Origin of the sequence: Reyranella sp. (assembly GCF_052439685.1) — a bacterium.
GTDB lineage: Bacteria > Pseudomonadota > Alphaproteobacteria > Reyranellales > Reyranellaceae > Reyranella.
Map to the genome: position 1 here is coordinate 37,752 of NZ_JBQVQG010000004.1, position 19,547 is coordinate 57,298.

Here is a 19,547-nt window from a genome sequence, read left to right on the forward strand (position 1 = left end):
CGGTTCGAGATAGCAAGGAGCAAGACATGCTCATTCCATTCGTGACGATTTCCAATGCGGGCAACGCGGCAGACCCGGCTACCGGTGGCAACTACGGCGCCGTAAGCTACGATTACGCCATCAGCAAGTACGACATCACGATCCAGCAGTATGTCGATTTCTTGAACGATGTCGCGACCCAGCCTGGATCCGAGGCGGTGGCAGCCCTTTATGACACCGACATGGGCAAGCCGACGCGGGTGATCGAGCAGACCATCATCCGCACCGGCAGCGGCACGGCAGCAGACCCCTACGCGTACAGCGTGTCGCCGGATGCCTCCCCCAACGACCCCGTGGTCTTCGTCAACTGGAACCAGGCCGCGCGGTTCGTCAATTACCTGCACAACGGCGCCACCAGCGGCGCCAGCACCGAAACGGGTGCCTACGACTTCACCACGGGGCAGGCCACTCCCACGCGGAGTCCGGACGCCAAGTTCTGGATCCCGACCGAGAACGAATGGTACAAGGCGGCCTATTACGATCCGGCGAAGGCCGGGTACGACCAGTGGGCGACGCAATCCGCGACCCTGCCGATGAAAGACAATCCGGCGGGCGGGACGAACTCGGTCAACTACCAGGGGGTGCAGCCCGAAGGCGACAAGCTGACGCCGGTGGGTGCCTATACCTTTACCGACAGCGCCTACGGAACCGCCGATCAGGCGGGGCTGGTCTGGCAATGGACCGACACCTCGATCGGCAATCCCGAAGTCGGCATCAACAAGGTCGTGCGCGGCGGGTCCTGGAGCTATGGCATCGCCGCCATCGATTCCGGAACCCGTCGGGACTACCCGACCGGCGACACCCAGGAGATGGGCGCCTACCGGGACGACGACACCGGGTTCCGGATCGCGACCGTGGCGTCTTCCACCGCGACGATCGGCACCATGGCCTCCTTCCAGCTTTACGAGCTTGTCCCCCAGGAAGAGATCGGTGCCCTTTACGCCGGCATACTGGGACGGCAGGCGGACAATTCCGGCTTCAGCTATTGGCTGAACGAGTTGGTCGGCACCCCGCTCACGCCCGTGGCTGAACTCGCGACCCTGCGCAAGATCGCCGACGATTTCTCCCTCTCGACCGAGGCCCAGGCGAAGTACAGCCCCTATGCCGATCCCAGCCATGCGACCGATGCGGAGATCGGGTCGATGATCCGGCACCAGTATCAGGACCTGTTCACCCTCGACCCGAGCACCCCTTCGCTTCCGACCGACGCCGAAGTCGCTGCCTGGACGGCAGCCTTCAAGGCCCTCGCCGCGGCGGGTAAGCCGACCGGCTCCATCCTGATCGACATGATCGCGTCGACCATGGCGCCGGACAAAGCCTTGCAGCACATGGGCCTGGAGTACAACGCGGCGATCCAGGTCCCGATCGCCCATCCGCTCGGCGAGGTCGTCTCTGCCTCTACGACGGACGCCAGTTTCGTCACGACGATGTACTGGGACGTGCTGGATCGGACACCCGACACGGATGGGCTCGCGTATTGGGTCGGTGAACTGCGGAACGGGCACGTCACCCGTGACGGATTCGAGTTCGCCTTCCTCAACGGCGCCTATGCCAACCCCAACGCGACGCTCGATGTTGCCTATCTCAGCAGCAGGCTGACGGCGGGCGACGCTGCGGCACCCGGACTGTCGCAGCCGGCAGTCGGCCTGCTCGGCATCGTCACAGCGAATACCCACGCCGTCTTTGAAACCGCCTGACATAGGCTGCCGGCCGCATCGTAGGCATCGCCGGCAGCACATCAGGTCGAAGGGGGCCGGAGAGCGCGGAGCGGAGCCCTCCTCGGACTTCGCCAAAGCTCGGCAGTTCACGTCTCCCGTCAGAGGGGCGGCAGCGCCCTCACCAACGGGCGATCCGACAGGCGCACCAGGCCGCTGAACGGCTCGGACAGCTCCAGGAGCAGGAACAGTGCGGCGGCGATCGAGAATGCCACCAGGACCAGGGCCACGATCGAGGTGTGCTTCAGCGGCGAGAACAGGCTGAAGCTGATGAACAGACACACCATCCACACCGACAGAACGAAGATCAGCGAGCTCGGCAGGTCAGGCTGCGAGCGTTCGTAGAGTCGCAGGCGCGATTGCGACATCTCCGCCGCGATCTGCAGCGCCTGCGCCTTCATCGTCACCTGGATCTCGTTGGCCGGCGCCAGTCTCAGGACCGTCAGGTATGCCTTTTCGCCTGTAGAGTTCGGCTGGATGAACAAGTTCTCGGTCGGTCGAGACCACAGATGGCCGATCGTCTCCACCACGGCCGCGCGCAGCAGCGCGCGCGCCGGCTGTGCCGGCTCGCCGTAGAGGCGCAGGGTGTTGTCGAGGTTGATCACGTCGGCGGCGAGGGTGCGCAGGTCGTTGCGCTGCGCTTCGTAGACCCCGTACGACGAGCTGATCAGCAGGCTGAGCACGAGGGCAGCGATGCTGGCCAACAGGGCCATGCCGAGCCGGACGACTTCCTTGGCCTCGCCATCCAGCATGTGGCCGGGGACCCGCCGGCGCAGCAGCGAGCCAAACCAGGCACCCGCGAGGAGCGCCAGGAACACGGCGGCGCCCAGCGCCAGGTCGGCAAGCGGGCCCGTCATCGGCAACGGATGGACGCCCTCACCCCACGCCTCCGGACGCGGCCTGTTTCGCCAGCCAGGCGCGGGCCTTCTTCTCGGTCGAGAACAGAGCTGCCGGCCGCTTCGACGGCGAGATGTTCACGAAGCGCTTGAAGGTCAGGACCACGGACTCGTCCCGGCCCACGACGGCCAGCGGCCCGCTGGGAAAGTGTTCCGTGTAGGCGCTCAATCGAGCCCCCATCGCCATGACGTCGGCATCGTCGTAGATCGGCTTGACGCGGGTCGCGTCGAACAGCTTCGAGTAGGCAAGCGCGTTGGCCACGACCAACGCGTCGAAATGGGCCTCCATCTCCTTCAGCGTCACCTCGCCCTCGGCGATGACGTGAATGAGTTTCTCCGGGTGAAGAATCTCCCAGCGCAGCGGCATCGTCGTGTCTCCAGCAACCCGTCGGTTCGATGAGGCGGCGACCCTATAGCGGCCCGCAAGTCTTCGCCAAAGCCTGTTTGGCAGCTTCACGACGCGGTCGCGTTCAAATTACGGCGATTGACGCGCGCAAATGTTATATTGTAACTCATTATAGTATAACATTTTCAGATGGAGACAGGCATGCAACGGATCGGCGTATCGACACTGGCCCTCGCAGCAGGTCTCTCGGCCGCGCATCCCGCGATGGCGCAGACGCCGCCTGCCGCGCCAGCCCAGCCGCAGGTCCCGTCGGACGGGCTTTCGATCGAAGTGGTCGGCAAGCGGCTCGACCGCGAGCGCAGCGAGATCCAGCCGAGTCTGGGCGCCACGCGCTACGATTTCAGCAAGACGGCGATCAGCAACACGCCGTTGGGCGAGAACGCCACGCTCAACCAGGTGCTGCTGCGCGCGCCCGGCGTCGTGCAGGACGGGTTCGGCCAGATCCATGTCCGCGGCGACCACGGCAGCCTCCAGTATCGTCTCGACGGCGTGCAGTTGCCCGAGGGCCTCGCGCTGTTCAGCAGCATTCTCTCGCCGCGCTTCGCCGACCAGCTGTCGCTGATCACCGGCGCCCTGCCCGCCCAGTACGGCCTGCGCACCGCCGGCGTGGTCGACATCGCGGTCAAGTCCGGCACCACCAATCCCGGCGGTGAGGCTTCGGCGATGGTCGGATCCAACAACTGGGTGCAGCCGGCGCTGGAATATGGCGGACGCTCCGGCAACTTCGACTATTTCGCGGTCGGCCAGTATGTCAGCAACAACATCGGCATCGAGAACCCGACGCCCACCACGTCACCGCTCCACGACTCGACCGCGCAATGGTACGCGCTGACCAAGCTCAGCGCCGTGGCCGACGAGAATACCCGTCTCAGCTTCATCGCCGGAGGTGCCAGCGCGCGTTACCAGATTCCCAACGTGCCGGGGCAGACGCCGGAATTCGCGGTCAACGGAATTACCGACTGGAACAGCGCGGTGCTCAACCAGCAGCAATGGGAGGACACCTACTTCGGCATCGCCTCGGTCCAGAAGAGCTACCAGAACTTCAACATGCAGCTCTCGGGCTTCGGCCGTTATTCCAAGCTCTCCTATCAGCCCGACGCGCTGGGCGACCTGCTCTACAACGGCATCGCGCCCTGGTCGCAGCGCTCGAGCCTCGCGTTCGGCGTACAGGGCGATGCAAGCTGGAAAGTCGCGTCCGCCCATACGTTGCGCGGCGGCTTCCTCGTCCAGCGCGAACAGGTGTCGAGCTACAGCCAGAACAATGCGCTGGGCCTGGTCCCCGACCCCGCCGATCCGTCGGCTCTCATTCCCGGCGACAGTCCGGTGGGCTTCAGCGACGGCTCGACCCTCGTCGGCTGGACTTACAGCGTCTATCTGCAGGACGAGTGGAAGGTCACCCCGACCGTCACGGTGAACTTCGGCGCACGTTTCGACGCCATCTCCGGACAGGTCTCGGAAAACCAGGTCAGCCCGCGCATCAACGTCGTCTGGGAGCCGACGCCGCAGATCAGCCTGCGGGCTGGCTATTCGCGCTACTTCGTGCCCGCGCCGCTCAACCAGGTCGGCTACGGGTCGCTCGCCGCCCGCATGGGGACGACGGCCGAACCCGAGAACTTCACGAACGACCCGGTGCGGGCGGAGCGCTCCGACTATTTCGACGTCGGCCTCACGGTCAAGCCCGTCGAGGGCCTCACCATCGGCTTCGCCGGCTATTACAAGATCGCCGAGAACTATCTCGACAAGGGCCAGTTCGGCGCCCCGATCCAGCTCGCATCCTTCAACTACGCCAATGCGCAGGTGAAGGGCTTCGAACTCTACGCCAACTACGACCAGGGTCCGTGGTCCGTCTACGGCAACCTCGCCTGGTCCAAGGTCAGCGCCACGCGGATCAACTCCGCCCAGTACAATTTCTCGCCCGAGGACCTCGCCTATATCGGCAATTACTGGATTGCCGCCGACCACGACCAGGGTTGGACGGGCTCTGCCGGCGCGGCCTACATCTTCAACCAGGGCAGCGACCGGGCCACCCGCGTCTCGGCGGACGTGCTGTTCGGCAGCGGCCTGCGCACCAGCGTCGTGACGCCCAACGACACGTCGCTGCCGGCCTACGCCACGCTCAACCTTTCGGTGACGCAGAAGATTCCGATCAACGGCAGCAAGGGCACGCAGATCCGCCTCGACGCGATCAACGTCACGGATGGCGTCTACGAACTGCGCACCGGCGAGGGCGTCGGTGTCGGCGCACCGCAATACGGAATGCGCCGGGCCTTCTTCGTGACGCTCGCGCAAAAATTCTGACGCGCAAACGACATGATGCGGGAAGGCTGGGCATGGTAGAAAGCGCCATGCCTGACACCAGCCTTCCCTTCGTCCTGACCCTTCAGGGCGGCTCCAACTTCCGCGACCTCGGCGGCTACCGCACCGAGGACGGCCGCACCGTGCGACGCAACGCGGTGTTCCGCTCGGCCCATCTCGGCGGCCTGACCGCCGAGGATCGCAGCGCCCTGGGACGCCTCGGCGTTCGCACCATCGTCGACCTGCGCGGCGTCAGCGAAGCGGCCGAGACGCCGCACCTGATCGAGGGCCTCGCGTGCCGCATCGTCGGCGCGCACATCGAGCCGGGCGTCGGCGACAAGATCCGCGGCGCCGTGGCCGACGGTTCAGCCAACCCGCACATCATGATGCAGTTCCTCTCGGATCATTATCGCGACTATCCGCGGCGCTGCGCACCGGGCTTCCGGACCCTGTTCTCCACCCTGAGCGACGGCGAACATCGCCCGCTGGTGTTCCACTGCACCGCCGGCAAGGACCGCACCGGCTTCGCCTCGGCCCTGCTGCTCTCGCTGCTCGGCGTGCCGTGGGAGACGGTGCTGGAGGATTATCTCCGCACCAACGAACTGTGGACCGGCCATATCGGCCGCTATCCCGAACTCGACATCGACACCCGCGCCGCCATCATCGAGGCGCGCACGCCCTACCTGGAAGCCGCCTTCGAGGTGCTGCGTGGCGACTTCGGCACGCCGGAAGACTTCGCCGAGAAGGCGCTCGGCCTCGACGCCGCGGCACGCGAACGGCTGAAGGCGGATTTGCTGGAAGGGTGAGTTCCGCGCTACGCCTGTCGGCATGGCCGACACGCGCTACGACACTCCCGAACCTTTCAAGGTCGACATTCCCGAGCGGGCGCTGATCGATCTCGACGAGCGTCTGCGCCGCTGGCGCCCGCCGGTGGCGATTGCCGACGGCGGCTCCTGGGCCTCCGGAACCGATCCCGCCTTCCTTGCCGAACTGGTCGATTACTGGCGCCACGGCTACGACTGGCAGCGCTGCCAGGAGGCCATCAACCAGTGGCCCAACTATCTGGTCGATATCGGGCCGCAGCGACTCCACTTCATCCGCGAACCGGGCACCCAGGTCGAGGATGCGCCGCGGCCGCTGCCGCTGGTCGTCACGCATGGCTGGCCGGGATCGATCGTCGAGTTCCTGCACCTGATCGACGTCCTCGCCCATCCCGAGGACCATGGCGGCGATCCGCTCGACGCCTTCGACGTGATCGTGCCGTCGCTGCCGGGCTATGGCTTCTCCGGGCCCCCGATCCGCGAGGACGGCACGGCGGGCCCGATCGGGCCGCGCGCCATCGCCGGCCTGTGGCACAAGCTCGTCACCGAAAAGCTCAACTACGAGCGACCCTACGGCATCCAGGGCGGCGACTGGGGCGCCGTCGTCTCGTCGTGGCTGGCTTTCGACCATCCTCCGAAGGACGACTCGGGCGTCCTCGGCGTCCATCTCAACATGATGGGACTGCGGCCGGGCCTCGATCTCGACACGGCCGCCTTGAGCGCCGACGAGCAGGCCTGGCTTGCCAAAATGGGCAGCGCCCTCGACGACAAGACCGCCTACCAGCGCATCCACGCGACGCGGCCGCAGACGCTGGGCGTGGCGCTGGCCGATTCGCCGGTCGGCCTCGCTGCCTGGATCGTCGAGAAGTTCCAGGCGTGGAGCGACTGCGGCGGCGATCCGCTCAGGCGCTTCTCGATGGACATGCTGCTCGACAACGTCATGGTCTATTGGCTGACCGGCACGGCCGGCACCGCGACCTGGCTCTATCGCGGAGCGGCCGAGCAGAAGCCGCGCGCACTGCCCGCCGGTGCGAAGGTCGAAACGCCGACCGGCTTCGCCGCCTTCCCCGCCGACATCGCGCCGGCGCCGCCCAGGGAATGGATCGAGCGTGCGTTCAATCTCCGCCGTCACACGATCATGCCGAGCGGCGGCCACTTCGCGGCGCTCGAGGAACCGGACCTGCTGGTCGAAGACATCCGCGCCTTCTTCCGCCCCTTGCGCTACGGCGCGGCGAACGACTAGATCGCGAGGAGACGCGGCCGCCGTGCCGCGAGCGCGGCGATCGCGCCCAACGAGGCCAGCGTGCCGAACAGCAGCAGCGAGTCGGTGTAGGTGCCGCTCCAGTCGCGCAGCATGCCCGAGGCGAGCGGTCCGACGGCCTGCGCCGTGACCTGCAGCGACAGCGCCACACCACGGATGGCGCCATAGCTCTCGCGCCCGAAATAGTCCGCCCACGCGACCGGCAACAGCAGAAGGATTCCGCCGATGCCGATACCGAACAGGCCGGCCGCCGCCATCGCGGTTTCCACCCCGGAGACGAAGATCAGCCCGTAGCTGCCGAGCGCCATGGACGCCGCACAGAGCGCCATCTGGTAGCGCACCGGCCAGCGGCGCGGCAGGAAGCCGATGCCGAAGCTTGCCGCTCCCGAGAGCATGGCGACGAAGGCGATCACGGATGCTGCCGCAACGGGCGACAGTCCGCGCTCGATCAGGTGCGGCGCATTGTGCAGGCTGACGCCCGCCTGCACCGGAAACAGCAGGACCGTGTAGAGCGAGAGCAGCCAGAAGGCCGGCGTGCGCATCGCCTGCGCGCGGCTCCAGCGCGGCTCGACCAACGGTGCTGTCTTGCCATCGGCCAGCCGGTCGGGCTGCAGGCCGACATCCTCGGGCCGCCGCACCAGCAGCAGCCAGCACGGCACGAAGCCGACCAGCAGCACCGTGGCGCCGACCGCGATCCAGCCGGCGCGCCAGTCGGCACCGCTTATGGCGAACTGCGCGATCAGCGGCAGCCCGACCAGCCCCGACATCTGCGCCAGGGTGGCGAACGAGGCGGCGATGCCGCGGCGCGCCACGAACCAGTTGTTGAGCGCACCGTAGAGCCCGAGGTCGAACGGCCCGGCCCAGATCATGCGGGCGAAGCAGAACAGCACATAGAAGAGCAGCAGCGACTGGATGAGCGACAGGGCCATGCAGGCGACGCCCGTGCCGGCCACCGCGAGGCAGAGCACGAGGCGCGCGCCGCGGCGATCGACGAACGGCCCGATCATCGGTGACAGGATCGCCGCCAGCACGCCGCCCAGGGACACCGCGCCTGACATCTCGGTGCGCGACCAGCCGAACGCCTCGGTCATCGGCACGACGAAGATCGAGAGCACGGCGACCGCCGGGCCCTGCCGCGCGAAGCCCGCGAGACAGATGCAGCCCAGGACCACCCATCCGTAGAAGAACGGTAGCCGCGGGATCAGGAACCGCGGCAGGGGCGGGGCTTGCACCCGCAACCCGGAGTCTTTCTGACTCAAAGTCCGCCCCCACATACCTCATCCCGAGGAGCGCGCGCAGCGCGCGTCTCGAAGGATGGGCAACCAGCGTGGCGTCTGTAGCCCATGCTTCGAGGCGGCTGCCCCGCAGCCTCCTCGGCATGAGGTGATCGTTGGATCACAATTCCATTCGGACAGAGTCTAGGCGAAGGTCGCCGTGGCCTGGGCCGCGATCGTGCCCGCGGGCGTCACCGTCCAGAGTTCGGCGCCTTTCCCGTCGGCGGTGGGGCGGCCGATCGCGTCGAACGGCGCGATGTCGAACAGCGGCGCGCGGGCGCGGATGGCGAAGGTCTTGATCCTGCGCTCCGGCCCGGAGTCCCGCAGCAGGTCGAACAGGCACTGCTGGGCGAAGGGTCCATGCACGACGAGGCCAGGATAGCCCTCGGTCTCGATGCAATAGGTCCGGTCGTAATGGATGCGATGCGGGTTGAAGGTGATGGCCGAATAACGGAACAGCATCACCGGATCGACCTTGATGGTGCGCCGCCACGGCACGTCCGTGGGCGCCGCCTCGCGCACCGGCACGCCGCTCTTCTCGCCGGCCTTCACCTCCTCACGGAACACGGTGTTGGCGACTTCGGTGACGGCGAGGCCGCGCGGCGTGTAGATGCGACGCGTCTGGCTGGTGACGATCAGGCTGCCGGTGCCGCCGCCCCTGAGCTGCACGTCCGAGAACTCGGTCTCGCGGCGCAGCCTGTCGCCGACGCGGATGTCGCCCTCGAAGGTGAAGGTCGAGCCGGCATACATGCGGCGCGGCAGCGGGATCTTCGGCAGCACGCCGCCTTCGGTCGGCAGCCCGTCCTCGGCCAGCACGTTGCGGCGCGCATAGGAATGCAGAAAGCAGAGATGCCAGCCCGGCGCGATCGCCTCGCCCTCTTCCGGCACCTTGTCGTCGCGGTCGAAGGTCGCGATCATCGCCTTCAGCGGCGCCTGGGTGACGACGTCCTCGTCTTCGATCTTGCGGCCAAGTTCCTTTTTCAGCGGTTCGATGTCGATGGTCATGGGTGCTTCCTCCGGACTTTCAGCCAGCCTAACCAATCCCCTGCCATGATTCGCCGCCCGCACCCGCATGAAATCAAGCTGCTGCCGCAGATCGAAAACGAAGCCGACCTTCGCTATCGCCGCGTCGGCCTCGGCCGCGTCGTCGACATGCCGTCCGCCAGCCTCGGTTCGCTCGAGGCCGGCCGGCGCGAGGGCCGGCTGTGGGTCGCGGTTTCGCCGCTCAACCGGCCGGTCGGCTTCGCCCTGATGAAGTTCCCCGGCGGCACGGCCTGGCTCGACCAGCTCTCGGTACTAAACCGCTGGCAGGGCAAAGGACATGGCAGCGCATTGATCGAGCGGACCGAGGCGGGAGCCCGTTGCCTTGGACATCGCACGCTCCATCTGTCGACCTATCGCGACGTCCCGTGGAACGCGCTCTACTACGCACGCCTCGGCTTCGAGGAGGTGCCGCGCGGAGAATGGCCGCACGTCTTCCGGATGCAGGCGATGGAAGAGAACAGCCACGGCCATCCGTCCTGGCGCCGCACAATCATGCTGCGTCTACTCGATTGAAGGGCAGTGCGTCACCCGGCAGTTTATTACTCAGGACTGGCGGATCGTTGCTTGAGTTTGGCGTTCATCGCGGCCACCCGCTCGAGCATGTCGGGTAGGTCCTTCACACTCCAGGCGATCAACGCCAGGTACGCGACGAAGACTATCCAGAACCCCTTGGGGTCGGTTCGTCGATCAAGAAGCGTCCACGGCCCGATCGATGCGACCCGTCCACGCAAGGACTCCGAAGAAGATGGTGAGGAGCACCAACGCCATGCCGATAAGAAGAGAATGTGGATGCATCTGCGTGAATTTCTCTCAGAGACGAACTCCTACTAGGGGGAAGTACGACTGACGAATGCAATCGATTTTGCAAACAGGTAGTGTTCCTCCCGGCAGAGAGTGAGGACCGAACGTGAACGCCAGGATGCAGAAATGGGGGACCTGGATCTTCACGGCGGGTTTCTTTGCCAGCATCGTCGTTTCAGGAATCGCGACCATGCCGGTGCTCATGATCGTGATGCTCAGCAGCACGGCTTCACCGCCAACGACCCTGGCTGTGCGCCTTCTCGTGACGTACGGCATTCTTTGGGTTCCGCTCCCAGTTATCGCCTACAGCGCACTGCATCTGTGGCAGAAGACGCGCGTTCCGTGGCTTGCGGTGGCCCCCGCGCTGGTCACCCTCGCATCGATGTTGCTGGCTGGTGCGTTCACCTTCGGGTGGTTCTGGAGAGGTTCGTGAACGCGAGCGTGCGGAGTTGGGGGACCTGGATCCTCGCGGCAATTTTCCTGGTCTGGATCATCGGAGCCTGGATCGCATCCCTGCCGCACCTGGCGATTGGGATCGTGGCGATCGTCGGCTCGCCGCTACCGGGCCTCCAGTTTCTGGCGGTGCTTGCCCTCTTCTGGGTCCTGCCGGTGTGCATTGCCGCCGGCGGGATGCACCTCTGGCAGAACACCCGCTTTCCCTGGCTCGCAATCGTGCCGGCACTCGTCGCTCTGGTGACGTTCTCATGGAGAGCATATGGCGGCTGAAGACCAGGACAAGATCGTCCGACGCGAGGCACCGGGCACCGGCACCCTGATGGCGCTGTTGAGCATCGGTCTCACCGTGACAGCTCTCGTCACGCCCTGGCCGACCGTTTGCCTGACTGTCGCTCTTCTGTTGGCAGCGTGGTCGTTTCTTCGGGCAGCCTTCGCTTTGAGTTATGTCGGCGTCGCGGCATCGATCCTTGCCGCCGTCGTCTACGTGGTGAGAGCCGCGCTCTCGCCGCTCTTCCATTCGTAAGGGTCGACGGCCGAAACCTGGCCGCGGCCCCCCTCCCCGGTCTACTCCGCGGCGACGGACAGGCCCATCTGCTCGCAGGTCGGGGCGACGTCGGAGACGGTGGCGCGGCGCATGTCGCGCTTGTAGCGCTGGTCGTCGAACTCCATGCCGCGATGCATGGTGCAGCGATTGTCCCAGATCACCAAATCCTTCTCACGCCAGCGGTGGGCATGGACGAACTGGCGTTGCGTCGCGTGCGCGGTCAGCTCGTCGATGAGCTGGCGCGCCTCGTCGTCGGCCATGCCGCGGATCGCGCCGGCGTGGCTGGCGATGTAGAGGCTCATGCGGCCGGAGTCCGGCAGGCGGCGTGCCAGCACCTGGGGCACCGGGGCGAAAGCCGCGCGCTCGCTCTCGTCGAAATCCTTGAAGCCGAGCTTGGCGCGCGACGTCATGATCGAATGCTCCGCGACCAATCCGGCGATGCGCTCCTTCGTCGAGTCGGGCAGCGCGTCGTAGGCCGCACGCATGTCGGCGAACTCGGTGTGCCCGCCGATCGGCGGGATCGATCGCGCATGCAGCATCGAGCAGTAGGCCGGCAGGCGCTTGAAAGACGAGTCGGTGTGCCACAGGCGATTGCCGAGATTGTAGAGGCGCTGGCGGTTGTTCGCCTCGAGGATGCGGTTCTCGGCGTCGAGATTGCCGACATCGGCCATGTTCTGGTGCAGGCGCAGGTTATGGCCCTTGCGCGCCATGAAGACGGTCGTCTCGAGCGGACCGAAATGGCGCGCGAAGGCGAGCTGGCCATCGTCGTCGAATTCCTGGTCGGGGAAGACCAGAACCGCATACTTTGTGAAAGCCTCGCGGATCGCGGCGAGGTCCTCGCGCGAGACCTTGTTCAGGGCGACATCGCCGACTTCGGCCACGAAGTCGGGGGTCACGGCATGGATCGACAGCGTCACCGGCTCCTCCTTGCTCTTGCTTATGCGACGGATTGGATCACCTAACGGACAATCGGGCAATCGCGGGATATACTTTCAGCCATGATCGAGAAGCAGGAAGTGCAGGAGATATTCCCGACCCCGTTGTGGATCGTGGACCTCCAGCCGGCCGCCGCGGCCAGCCTCAATGCGAAACTCAAGGCCGAGATCGAACGGTTGATCGCGCCGCGATCGAAGGTCCCGGCCGGCAGCAACTGGCAGACGCCGCAGGATCTGCACACACGCCCGGCCTTTGCGGAGTTCGCCAAGCTGGTCGAGACGGCGGGCCGCGGCGTCGCCCGCTTCCTGCAGGTCGATCAGTATCCGATGGCGATCACCGGCTGCTGGGCGAACGTCAATCCGCCCGGCGCCTACCATCCGATGCACCATCATCCGAACAACTATCTGAGCGGCGTCTACTACGTGTCGATCCCGGCGGGCGGTTCGCAGATCCTGTTCCAGGATCCGCGCGGCCAGGCCTCGATGATCATGCCCAAGCCGCGCCAGTACACGCGGCTCACCGCCAACGGTGCCAACGCGCCGAGCAAGGAGGGCCGCATGGTGATCTTCCCGTCCTGGCTGAAGCACACGGTGCCGGCCAACGATGGCGAGAGCGACCGCATCAGCATCTCGTTCAACCTGATGTTCAAGAATTTCAGTGAGACCATGGCGTCCCCGATGTGGGATCCCACGGCGGGCAAGGAGAAGTGATGGGCCTGCAGGATCGCTACGGCAACGAACTCGGCACATCGTCGACCGCGGCGCGCGACGCCTACCTGGCGGGCGTGGAGAACCTGATGGCCGCGACGCCCGGCATGGACGCAGCCTTCCAGAGGGCCGTCGATGCCGACGAGAATTTCGCGCTGGGCCATATCTCGCTCGCGCGCGCCAAGCAGTTGCTCGGCCGCGGACATGAGGTCAAGGCGCCGCTCGCGCGCGCAAAAGAGCTGGCCGGCAACGCCAGCCCGCGCGAGCAGAGCCAGATCGCGATCTTCGAGAAGATCCTGACGGGCCAGGGCGCCGCCGCGCTCGAGGCGATCCGCGAGCACATGAAGGACTGGCCGCGCGACGCCATGGCGCTCGCACCGGCGACCAGCGTGTTCGGCCTGATCGGTTTCTCCGGCAAGCCCGGACGCGAGGCCGACCAGCTCGCCCTTCTCGAACCGTTCGAGACGCATTACGGCGACGACTGGTGGTATCGCACGCAGCTCGCCTTCGCGCAGATCGAATTGCAGAAGCTCGACGAGGGCCAGCGCAACATCGACGCCGCGCTGGCCGCCTTTCCGCGCAGCGCCCATGCGGCGCACATCCGCGGCCATCTCTTCTATGAGCTGGGCGAACGCGAAGCCGGGCTCGCCTTCCTGCAGGAATGGATGAAGGACTATTCCCGCGACGGCCTGATGCACGTCCACAACAACTGGCACCTCGCACTATGGTCGATGGAGACCGGCCGCATGGAGGATGCCTGGCGCATCTACGACGAGGCGCTGAGCCCCGCCGTCGCCTGGGGCCCGCAGATCAACGTCGCGACCGACTGCGCGGCGTTCCTGGCGCGCGCCGAGATGGCGGGCGAGCCGCGGATGGCCGAACGGTGGCGCGAGCTTGCAGACTACGCCACCAAGTGGTTCGGCCGGCCAGGCCTCGGTTTCGTCGACATGCACACGGTGCTGGCCTACGCGATGGCCGGCGACGGCGCGGCGCTCGCGAAGTTCACGGAAAGCCCGGCCGGCGCCACCGCCGATCTGTTGCTACCGATGGCGCGCGGCTTCGAGGCCTATGCACAGGGCGACTGGGCGCGCGCGATCGTGGAGATCGAGCCCTTGCTCGCCACGCACGAGCGCCTGGGCGGCAGCCGCGCGCAACGCGACCTGCTCGAATATCTGGTGACGTCTGCGATGGTGAAAGCCGGCCGCGCCGCCGAAGCCCGCGCCATGATCGAGAAGCGCCGGCCGCAGAACGGCAAGGGCAAGGGCTTCCCGCTGGCGGGGCTTTAGGAAAAGCCCGTCGTCTCTCCACTCCGCCTCGCTGCGCTCGGCTCCGGTCGAGACGACGGGTTTGCTTTTCAGCTTAACCCGAATTCCTTAGCCAGCAACTCGTACGACCGCTTCCGCTTTTCGAAGTCGTAGCAGATCGTCACGGCCATGATCTCGTCGACCTCGTAAGCGGCGGCGTGGCGTTCGAGGCCTGCCCTCACCGTCTTGGGCGAGCCGACCACCGAGCGGCGGCGCAATGCCGGCAGCCAGCGCTCCGCGCCGGGTGCTTTCGCGGCCTCCAGCGCTTCCTCGACCGACGGTACGGGCCCCGGATTCCCGAGCGTCCGCAGACGCATCGCCCAGACCTCGCGGCTGCGCGACAGCCGGTCGGCCTCCTCGTCGGTCTCGGCGCAGAGCACCGAGATCGCCATCATCGGCATCGGCTTGGGATGCAGCGACGACGGCTTGAAGTGAGCCCGGTAGGCGCGCGTGACGCCGTCGCCGCCATCGGGATTGATGAAGTGCGCGAAGCAGAAGGGCAGCCCGAAATGGGCGGCCAGCGCCGCGCTGTCGTCGCTCGATCCCAGCAGCCAGACGTCGGGCGCCGTCTCGCCGCTGGGCTGCGCCACGACGCCGGTGCCTTCATGGTTGAGCGGCAGCGCATCGTGCAGCCAGGCGACGAGGTCGCGCACCTGGTAGGGATACTTTTCGGCATCGCTCCAGTTGGGCTTGCCGTCGGCCAGGATGCGCATCGTGTGCTGGTCGCTACCGGGGGCACGGCCGATGCCGACGTCGATGCGGCCGGGGAACAGCGTCTCCAGCATGCGGAAATTCTCCGCCACCTTGTAGGCGCTGTAGTGTGGCAGCATCACGCCGCCCGATCCGACCCGGATGCGCTCGGTGAGACCCGCCACCCGCGTGATCAGCACCTCGGGCGTCGAGCCGGCCAGTGCCTCGCTGCTATGATGCTCCGCCAGCCAGTAGCGCGTGTAGCCCAGCCGGTCGCAGAGCTGCGCCAGCTCCAGCGTATCGCGCACGGCTTCGGCCGGGGTGCCACCCTTGCGGATCGGCGACTGGTCGAGAACGCTGAGACGCAGCGACAAGGAAGTCAGAGACCCTTCTTGCCCATCGCCAGGAACTTGTCCTGGCGGCGCTCGCGCAACGTGTCGGCGTCGAGCTTGGAGAGGTCGGCGATCGCTTCGGCCACGACCTTGCCCACGACGTCGATCGTCTCGCCGGGCGCGCGATGGGCGCCGCCCATCGGCTCGGGGATCACGTCGTCGATCACTTCCAGTTTCTTGAGATCGGCGGCCGTGACTTTCATCGCCTCGGCGGCGTCCTGCGCGTTGGCGTTGTTGCGCCACAGGATCGAGGCGCAGCCCTCCGGCGTGATCACCGAGTAGACCGAGTTCTCCAGCATGTAGACGCGGTCCGACGAGGCGATGGCGAGCGCACCGCCCGAACCGCCCTCGCCGATCACCACGCTGACCAGCGGCACGCCGAGCCCGAGGCAGGTCTCGATCGAGCTGGCGATCGCCTCCGCCTGGCCACGCGCCTCGGCCTCGATACCGGGATAGGCGCCAGGCGTGTCGACCAGGGTCAGCACCGGCAGCTTGAACCGGTCGGCCAGCCGCATCAGGCGCTGCGCCTTGCGATAGCCCTCGGGCCGCGCCATGCCGAAATTGTGTTTGATGCGCGAATCGGTGTCGTCGCCCTTCTGCTGGCCCAGCACCATGATGCTGCGACCCTGCAGGCGGCCCATGCCACCGACGATGGCGGCGTCCTCGCCGAAGGCGCGGTCACCGGCCAGCGGCGTATAGTCGGTGATCAAGCGGTCGATATACGCCTGGGCGTGTGGCCGTTCGGCATGCCGGGCAACCTGCACCCGCTGCCACGGCGTCAGCTTGGCGTACGTCGCGCGAATCTGCTTATGCGCCTTCTCCTGAAGACGCATGACTTCCTCGGCGATGTCGACATCGCCGGAATTGGGAAGATGCCGAAGCTCGGCGATCTTGCCCTCGAGGTCCGCGATCGGCTTCTCGAAGTCGAGGTAAATCGTCATTGCGGGCAGGTGTCGCCCGGTCGTGGAATCCTGTCAACCGGCCGGCCGGCGCTTTCGCCGCGCCAGCGGGTGATGCTCCTGGACCAGCGAGCGCAGCTTTTCGTCGAGCACGTGCGTGTAGATCTGGGTGGTCGCGATATCTGCATGGCCCAACATCAATTGAACCGAGCGCAGATCGGCGCCGCCGGCCAGCAGATGGCTGGCGAAGGCGTGCCGCAGGACATGAGGCGACACGCGCGCCGGATCGATGTCCGCCCCCAGCGCCGCTTCCTTCAGGAGCTGTGCGAAACGCTGTCGTGTCAGATGCCCGGTGCGGCCGCGCGAAGGGAAGAGGAATCGCGAGGTTTCGCCCTCGGCGAGCTGACCGCGGCGCATGTGCAGCCACGCAACGATTGCCATCCGGGCCGGGTCCGACAGCGGGACCAGCCGCTCCTTGTCGCCCTTTCCGCGGACCAGCAGCATCGAGGGGTCGCGTTCGACGGCGGACAGAGGAAGGCTCACCAGCTCGGAGACGCGCAGGCCGGCGGCATAGAGAATTTCGAGCAGCGTCGCCATGCGGCCACCGTCGACGGCATCCTTGCCGCGCGCGGCCTCGATCAGGCGGTCGACCTCCTCGCGCGACAACACCTTGGGCAGCGGCCGGCCGAGCCGCGGCGAATCCAGCGTGCTGGCCGGATCGTCGTCGCGCAGCCGCTCGGCGAGCAGAAAGCGGAAGAACTGGCGCATCACGGAAAGTCGCCGCGCGACCGTGCGCGGCGTCATGCCGACGAAATCGAGCGACTTCAGGTAGGCGCGCAAAGCCGCTGCATCCGCCGTCGCCGGGCTTTGCTTGCGCCGTGTCAGGAAACTCTGGAGATCGGCCAGGTCGGCGGCATAGGCGAGTAGCGTGTTCTTCGAAGCGCCGCGCTCCGCCTGCAGCATATCGAGGAAGGCCTCGGCCTCGCGGACATGCTTGAAAGGCGGCTTGCGCTTCATCTGCCGTGCGCGATCAAGATCGTCGAGGAAGCCGGCCGAACCGTCAGCGCGCCGCGGTCAGCGCGCAAAACGTTCATTCGGCACCGTGATCTCGAAATGCTTGAGCGGCGGCCGCGGTTCGAGGAAGGCAAGGGCCACCAACCCGGCGATCACCAGGGTCAGGAGGGCGCCGATGATCACAGGCCCGAGACGCAGGGAGGGCATGCTAAATCGGTTTCGGGAGCGGAACAGGGCCACGACCGCGGCAACCTACCCGCCTGCCGTCCGGGCGGCAATTGCGGAGAGCACTCTCGGCCAAGATCGGGGAGCGGTCGCTTGAAACCCGCGTCATTATGGGCGACATCCATGGCCTGCAGCTCGACATGGACGCCACTTCCCCCCTGTCCTTGCCGCGAACCGTTGCCCTCGTCGGGCTGATGGGCGCGGGCAAGAGCGCCATCGGCAAGCGACTGGCGGTAAGACTCGGCCTCCCGTTCGTCGATGCAGACGACGAGATCGAGCGTGCGGCCGGCTGCAGCATCTCGGAGTTTTTCGAAAAATACGGCGAGCAGGAGTTCCGCGCCGGCGAGCGCCGCGTGATCGGCCGCCTGCTGGAGGAGACGCCGCGCATCCTGTCGACAGGCGGTGGCGCCTATATGGATCCCGAGACCCGGGGGCTGATGAAGACCCGCGCGATCACGGTCTGGCTGCGTGCCGAACTCGACGTGCTGTTCGATCGGGTGAAGAAGCGGACGCACCGTCCCCTGCTCCGCCAGGGCGATCCCAAGGAAATTCTCGCGCGCCTCATGCATCAGCGCTACCCGATCTATGCCGAGGCCGACATCGTGGTCGATTCGACCGCGCAGCCGGCCGAACGCACGACGGAGCAGGTCATCGAGGCGATCCGCACTTATCTGCAGGCAAAGACACCAGGACAGACGACATGAGTTCGCCCCGCACCATCCGCGTCGATCTGGCCGGCCGCGCCTACGACATCGCCATCGGTCCCGGCCTGATCGACCGCGCCGGTGAACTCGCGCGCCCGCTGCTGGCCGCGCCGCGGGTCACGATCGTGAGCGACGACACGGTCGCGCCGCTCTATGGCGCGCGCCTCGCCGCTTCCTTCGCCAAGGCAGGCGTCGAGAGCCGGACGGTGACCGTTCCCGCCGGCGAAAGCAGCAAGGACTTCGCGAGCTTCGCCCGGCTGATGAACGAGCTGCTCGACCTGCGCCCCGACCGCAAGACCACGCTGGTGGCGCTGGGCGGTGGTGTCGTGGGCGACCTCACGGGCTTCGCCGCGGCCGTCCTGTTGCGCGGCGTCGATTTCATCCAGGTGCCGACGACCCTGCTGGCGCAGGTGGATTCCTCGGTCGGCGGCAAGACGGGCATCAACACCCGCCATGGCAAGAACCTGGTCGGCGCCTTCTACCAGCCGCGCCTGGTGCTGGCCGACACCACGGTGCTCGACTCGCTGCCGCGCCGCGAACTGCTGGCGGGCTATGCCGAGGTCGCGAAATACGGGTTGATCGACGATCCGGAATTCTTCGCCTGGTGCGAGAAGAACGGTGAGGCCGTGCTGGCCGGCGATGCCGCGGCGCGCACCTACGCGATCGAGCAGAGCTGCCTGTCCAAGGCGCGCATCGTGGCGGCCGACGAGCGCGAGACCACGGACCTGCGCGCGCTGCTCAACCTCGGCCATACGTTCGGCCATGCGCTGGAGGCCGAGACCGGTTTCGGTGGGACGCTGTTGCACGGCGAGGCCGTCGGCGCCGGCATGGCGATGGCCTTCGACCTGTCGGCCCGGCTGGGTCTCTGTCCGCCCGAGGATGCAGAGCGCGTGCGACGGCACCTCGGCGCCGTCGGCCTGCCGGTCCGGCTACGCACGATCGGCGGCGACAACAGCCGCACCTGGGATGCGGCGAAGCTGATCGAGCACATGCGCGGCGACAAGAAGGCCGAGGGCGGCAAGCTCACCTTCGTCCTCGCGCGCGGCATCGGCCGCTCCTACGTCACCCGCGACGTCGACGAGGCGGGGCTACGTGACCTGCTCGACGACGCCATCGCGGCCTAG

General features: G+C 66.8%; 21 protein-coding genes. 12 read left to right on the forward strand and 9 right to left on the reverse strand.

The window, feature by feature from the left end:
- The first annotated feature begins 26 nt into the window (after positions 1-26).
- Positions 27-1,736, forward strand: a complete 1,710-nt coding sequence (locus tag ACT6UX_RS07150) for an SUMF1/EgtB/PvdO family nonheme iron enzyme (RefSeq protein ID WP_444774455.1) — start codon at positions 27-29, stop codon at positions 1,734-1,736.
- Positions 1,737-1,855: 119 nt separating this feature from the next.
- Here the strand turns inward: ACT6UX_RS07150 and ACT6UX_RS07155 are convergent, their stop codons facing one another.
- Together ACT6UX_RS07155 and ACT6UX_RS07160 are read right to left on the reverse strand one after the other, a co-directional pair.
- Positions 1,856-2,611: a bestrophin-like domain gene (locus ACT6UX_RS07155; RefSeq protein ID WP_444774456.1), complete on the reverse strand. Its 756-nt coding sequence runs from the start codon at positions 2,609-2,611 to the stop codon at positions 1,856-1,858.
- Between the two features lie 19 nt (positions 2,612-2,630).
- Positions 2,631-3,017, reverse strand: coding sequence for a hypothetical protein (locus ACT6UX_RS07160; RefSeq protein WP_444774457.1), 387 nt, complete (start codon positions 3,015-3,017; stop codon positions 2,631-2,633).
- Between the two features lie 180 nt (positions 3,018-3,197).
- On the opposite strand from ACT6UX_RS07160, the gene ACT6UX_RS07165 reads away from it, so the two are divergent.
- The 3 genes from ACT6UX_RS07165 to ACT6UX_RS07175 are packed head-to-tail and all read left to right on the forward strand — an operon-like array spanning position 3,198 to position 7,415.
- Positions 3,198-5,354 carry a TonB-dependent receptor gene (locus ACT6UX_RS07165; protein ID WP_444774458.1) on the forward strand — a complete coding sequence of 719 codons (2,157 nt, stop codon included), beginning with the start codon at positions 3,198-3,200 and terminating at the stop codon, positions 5,352-5,354.
- A 47-nt stretch (positions 5,355-5,401) separates the two neighbouring features.
- Complete coding sequence (locus tag ACT6UX_RS07170) at positions 5,402-6,157, forward strand: tyrosine-protein phosphatase (RefSeq protein ID WP_444774459.1); 756 nt, start codon at positions 5,402-5,404, stop codon at positions 6,155-6,157.
- Between the two features lie 22 nt (positions 6,158-6,179).
- Positions 6,180-7,415 (forward strand): epoxide hydrolase family protein, encoded by a 1,236-nt coding sequence (locus ACT6UX_RS07175; RefSeq protein ID WP_444774460.1) that lies wholly within the window; start codon positions 6,180-6,182, stop codon positions 7,413-7,415.
- Here ACT6UX_RS07175 and ACT6UX_RS07180 read toward each other — a convergent pair.
- Both ACT6UX_RS07180 and ACT6UX_RS07185 read right to left on the reverse strand, forming a co-directional pair.
- Positions 7,412-8,665: an MFS transporter gene (locus ACT6UX_RS07180; RefSeq protein ID WP_444774461.1), complete on the reverse strand. Its 1,254-nt coding sequence runs from the start codon at positions 8,663-8,665 to the stop codon at positions 7,412-7,414. The genes ACT6UX_RS07175 and ACT6UX_RS07180 overlap by 4 nt on opposite strands.
- A gap of 186 nt (positions 8,666-8,851) precedes the next feature.
- Entirely contained in the window at positions 8,852-9,712 is an 861-nt protein-coding gene (locus ACT6UX_RS07185) for an FAS1-like dehydratase domain-containing protein (protein ID WP_444774462.1), read from the reverse strand.
- Between the two features lie 45 nt (positions 9,713-9,757).
- On the opposite strand from ACT6UX_RS07185, the gene ACT6UX_RS07190 reads away from it, so the two are divergent.
- From ACT6UX_RS07190 to ACT6UX_RS07205, 4 genes are all read left to right on the forward strand, one after another.
- On the forward strand, positions 9,758-10,264 hold the full coding sequence (locus tag ACT6UX_RS07190) for a GNAT family N-acetyltransferase (RefSeq protein ID WP_444774463.1): 507 nt from the start codon (positions 9,758-9,760) through the stop codon (positions 10,262-10,264).
- 394 nt (positions 10,265-10,658) lie between these two features.
- Positions 10,659-10,985 carry a hypothetical protein gene (locus tag ACT6UX_RS07195; RefSeq protein ID WP_444774464.1) on the forward strand — a complete coding sequence of 109 codons (327 nt, stop codon included), beginning with the start codon at positions 10,659-10,661 and terminating at the stop codon, positions 10,983-10,985.
- Positions 10,982-11,278 (forward strand): hypothetical protein, encoded by a 297-nt coding sequence (locus tag ACT6UX_RS07200; protein ID WP_444774465.1) that lies wholly within the window; start codon positions 10,982-10,984, stop codon positions 11,276-11,278. Before ACT6UX_RS07195 ends, ACT6UX_RS07200 begins: the two co-directional genes overlap by 4 nt.
- The gene (locus ACT6UX_RS07205) at positions 11,268-11,531 is read left to right on the forward strand and encodes a hypothetical protein (RefSeq protein ID WP_444774466.1); all 264 of its coding nucleotides are present in this window, start codon (positions 11,268-11,270) and stop codon (positions 11,529-11,531) included. Before ACT6UX_RS07200 ends, ACT6UX_RS07205 begins: the two co-directional genes overlap by 11 nt.
- Before the next feature lie 41 nt (positions 11,532-11,572).
- Here the strand turns inward: ACT6UX_RS07205 and ACT6UX_RS07210 are convergent, their stop codons facing one another.
- Positions 11,573-12,469 (reverse strand): TauD/TfdA dioxygenase family protein, encoded by an 897-nt coding sequence (locus ACT6UX_RS07210; RefSeq protein WP_444774467.1) that lies wholly within the window; start codon positions 12,467-12,469, stop codon positions 11,573-11,575.
- Positions 12,470-12,550: 81 nt separating this feature from the next.
- On the opposite strand from ACT6UX_RS07210, the gene ACT6UX_RS07215 reads away from it, so the two are divergent.
- The gene (locus ACT6UX_RS07215) at positions 12,551-13,198 is read left to right on the forward strand and encodes a TIGR02466 family protein (protein WP_428678818.1); all 648 of its coding nucleotides are present in this window, start codon (positions 12,551-12,553) and stop codon (positions 13,196-13,198) included.
- Positions 13,198-14,481, forward strand: coding sequence for a tetratricopeptide repeat protein (locus tag ACT6UX_RS07220; RefSeq protein WP_444774468.1), 1,284 nt, complete (start codon positions 13,198-13,200; stop codon positions 14,479-14,481). Before ACT6UX_RS07215 ends, ACT6UX_RS07220 begins: the two co-directional genes overlap by 1 nt.
- A gap of 68 nt (positions 14,482-14,549) precedes the next feature.
- Here ACT6UX_RS07220 and ACT6UX_RS07225 read toward each other — a convergent pair whose 3' ends face one another.
- Genes ACT6UX_RS07225 through ACT6UX_RS07240 form a run of 4 tightly spaced genes read right to left on the reverse strand, consistent with a single transcriptional unit; the run spans position 14,550 to position 17,701 of the window.
- A complete protein-coding gene (locus ACT6UX_RS07225) occupies positions 14,550-15,563 on the reverse strand; it encodes an LLM class flavin-dependent oxidoreductase (RefSeq protein WP_444774469.1) in 1,014 nt (337 codons plus the stop codon).
- Between the two features lie 5 nt (positions 15,564-15,568).
- Entirely contained in the window at positions 15,569-16,522 is a 954-nt protein-coding gene (locus ACT6UX_RS07230; RefSeq protein WP_444774470.1) for an acetyl-CoA carboxylase carboxyltransferase subunit alpha, read from the reverse strand.
- A gap of 33 nt (positions 16,523-16,555) precedes the next feature.
- A complete protein-coding gene (gene xerD, locus ACT6UX_RS07235; RefSeq protein ID WP_444774471.1) occupies positions 16,556-17,497 on the reverse strand; it encodes a site-specific tyrosine recombinase XerD in 942 nt (313 codons plus the stop codon).
- 57 nt (positions 17,498-17,554) lie between these two features.
- The gene (locus ACT6UX_RS07240) at positions 17,555-17,701 is read right to left on the reverse strand and encodes a hypothetical protein (RefSeq protein ID WP_444774472.1); all 147 of its coding nucleotides are present in this window, start codon (positions 17,699-17,701) and stop codon (positions 17,555-17,557) included.
- 128 nt (positions 17,702-17,829) lie between these two features.
- Here ACT6UX_RS07240 and ACT6UX_RS07245 point away from each other — a divergent pair, with 128 nt between their 5' ends.
- Both ACT6UX_RS07245 and aroB read left to right on the forward strand, forming a co-directional pair.
- On the forward strand, positions 17,830-18,423 hold the full coding sequence (locus ACT6UX_RS07245; RefSeq protein WP_444774473.1) for a shikimate kinase: 594 nt from the start codon (positions 17,830-17,832) through the stop codon (positions 18,421-18,423).
- Entirely contained in the window at positions 18,420-19,547 is a 1,128-nt protein-coding gene (gene aroB, locus ACT6UX_RS07250) for a 3-dehydroquinate synthase (RefSeq protein ID WP_444774474.1), read from the forward strand. The genes ACT6UX_RS07245 and aroB overlap by 4 nt, the downstream gene beginning before the upstream one ends.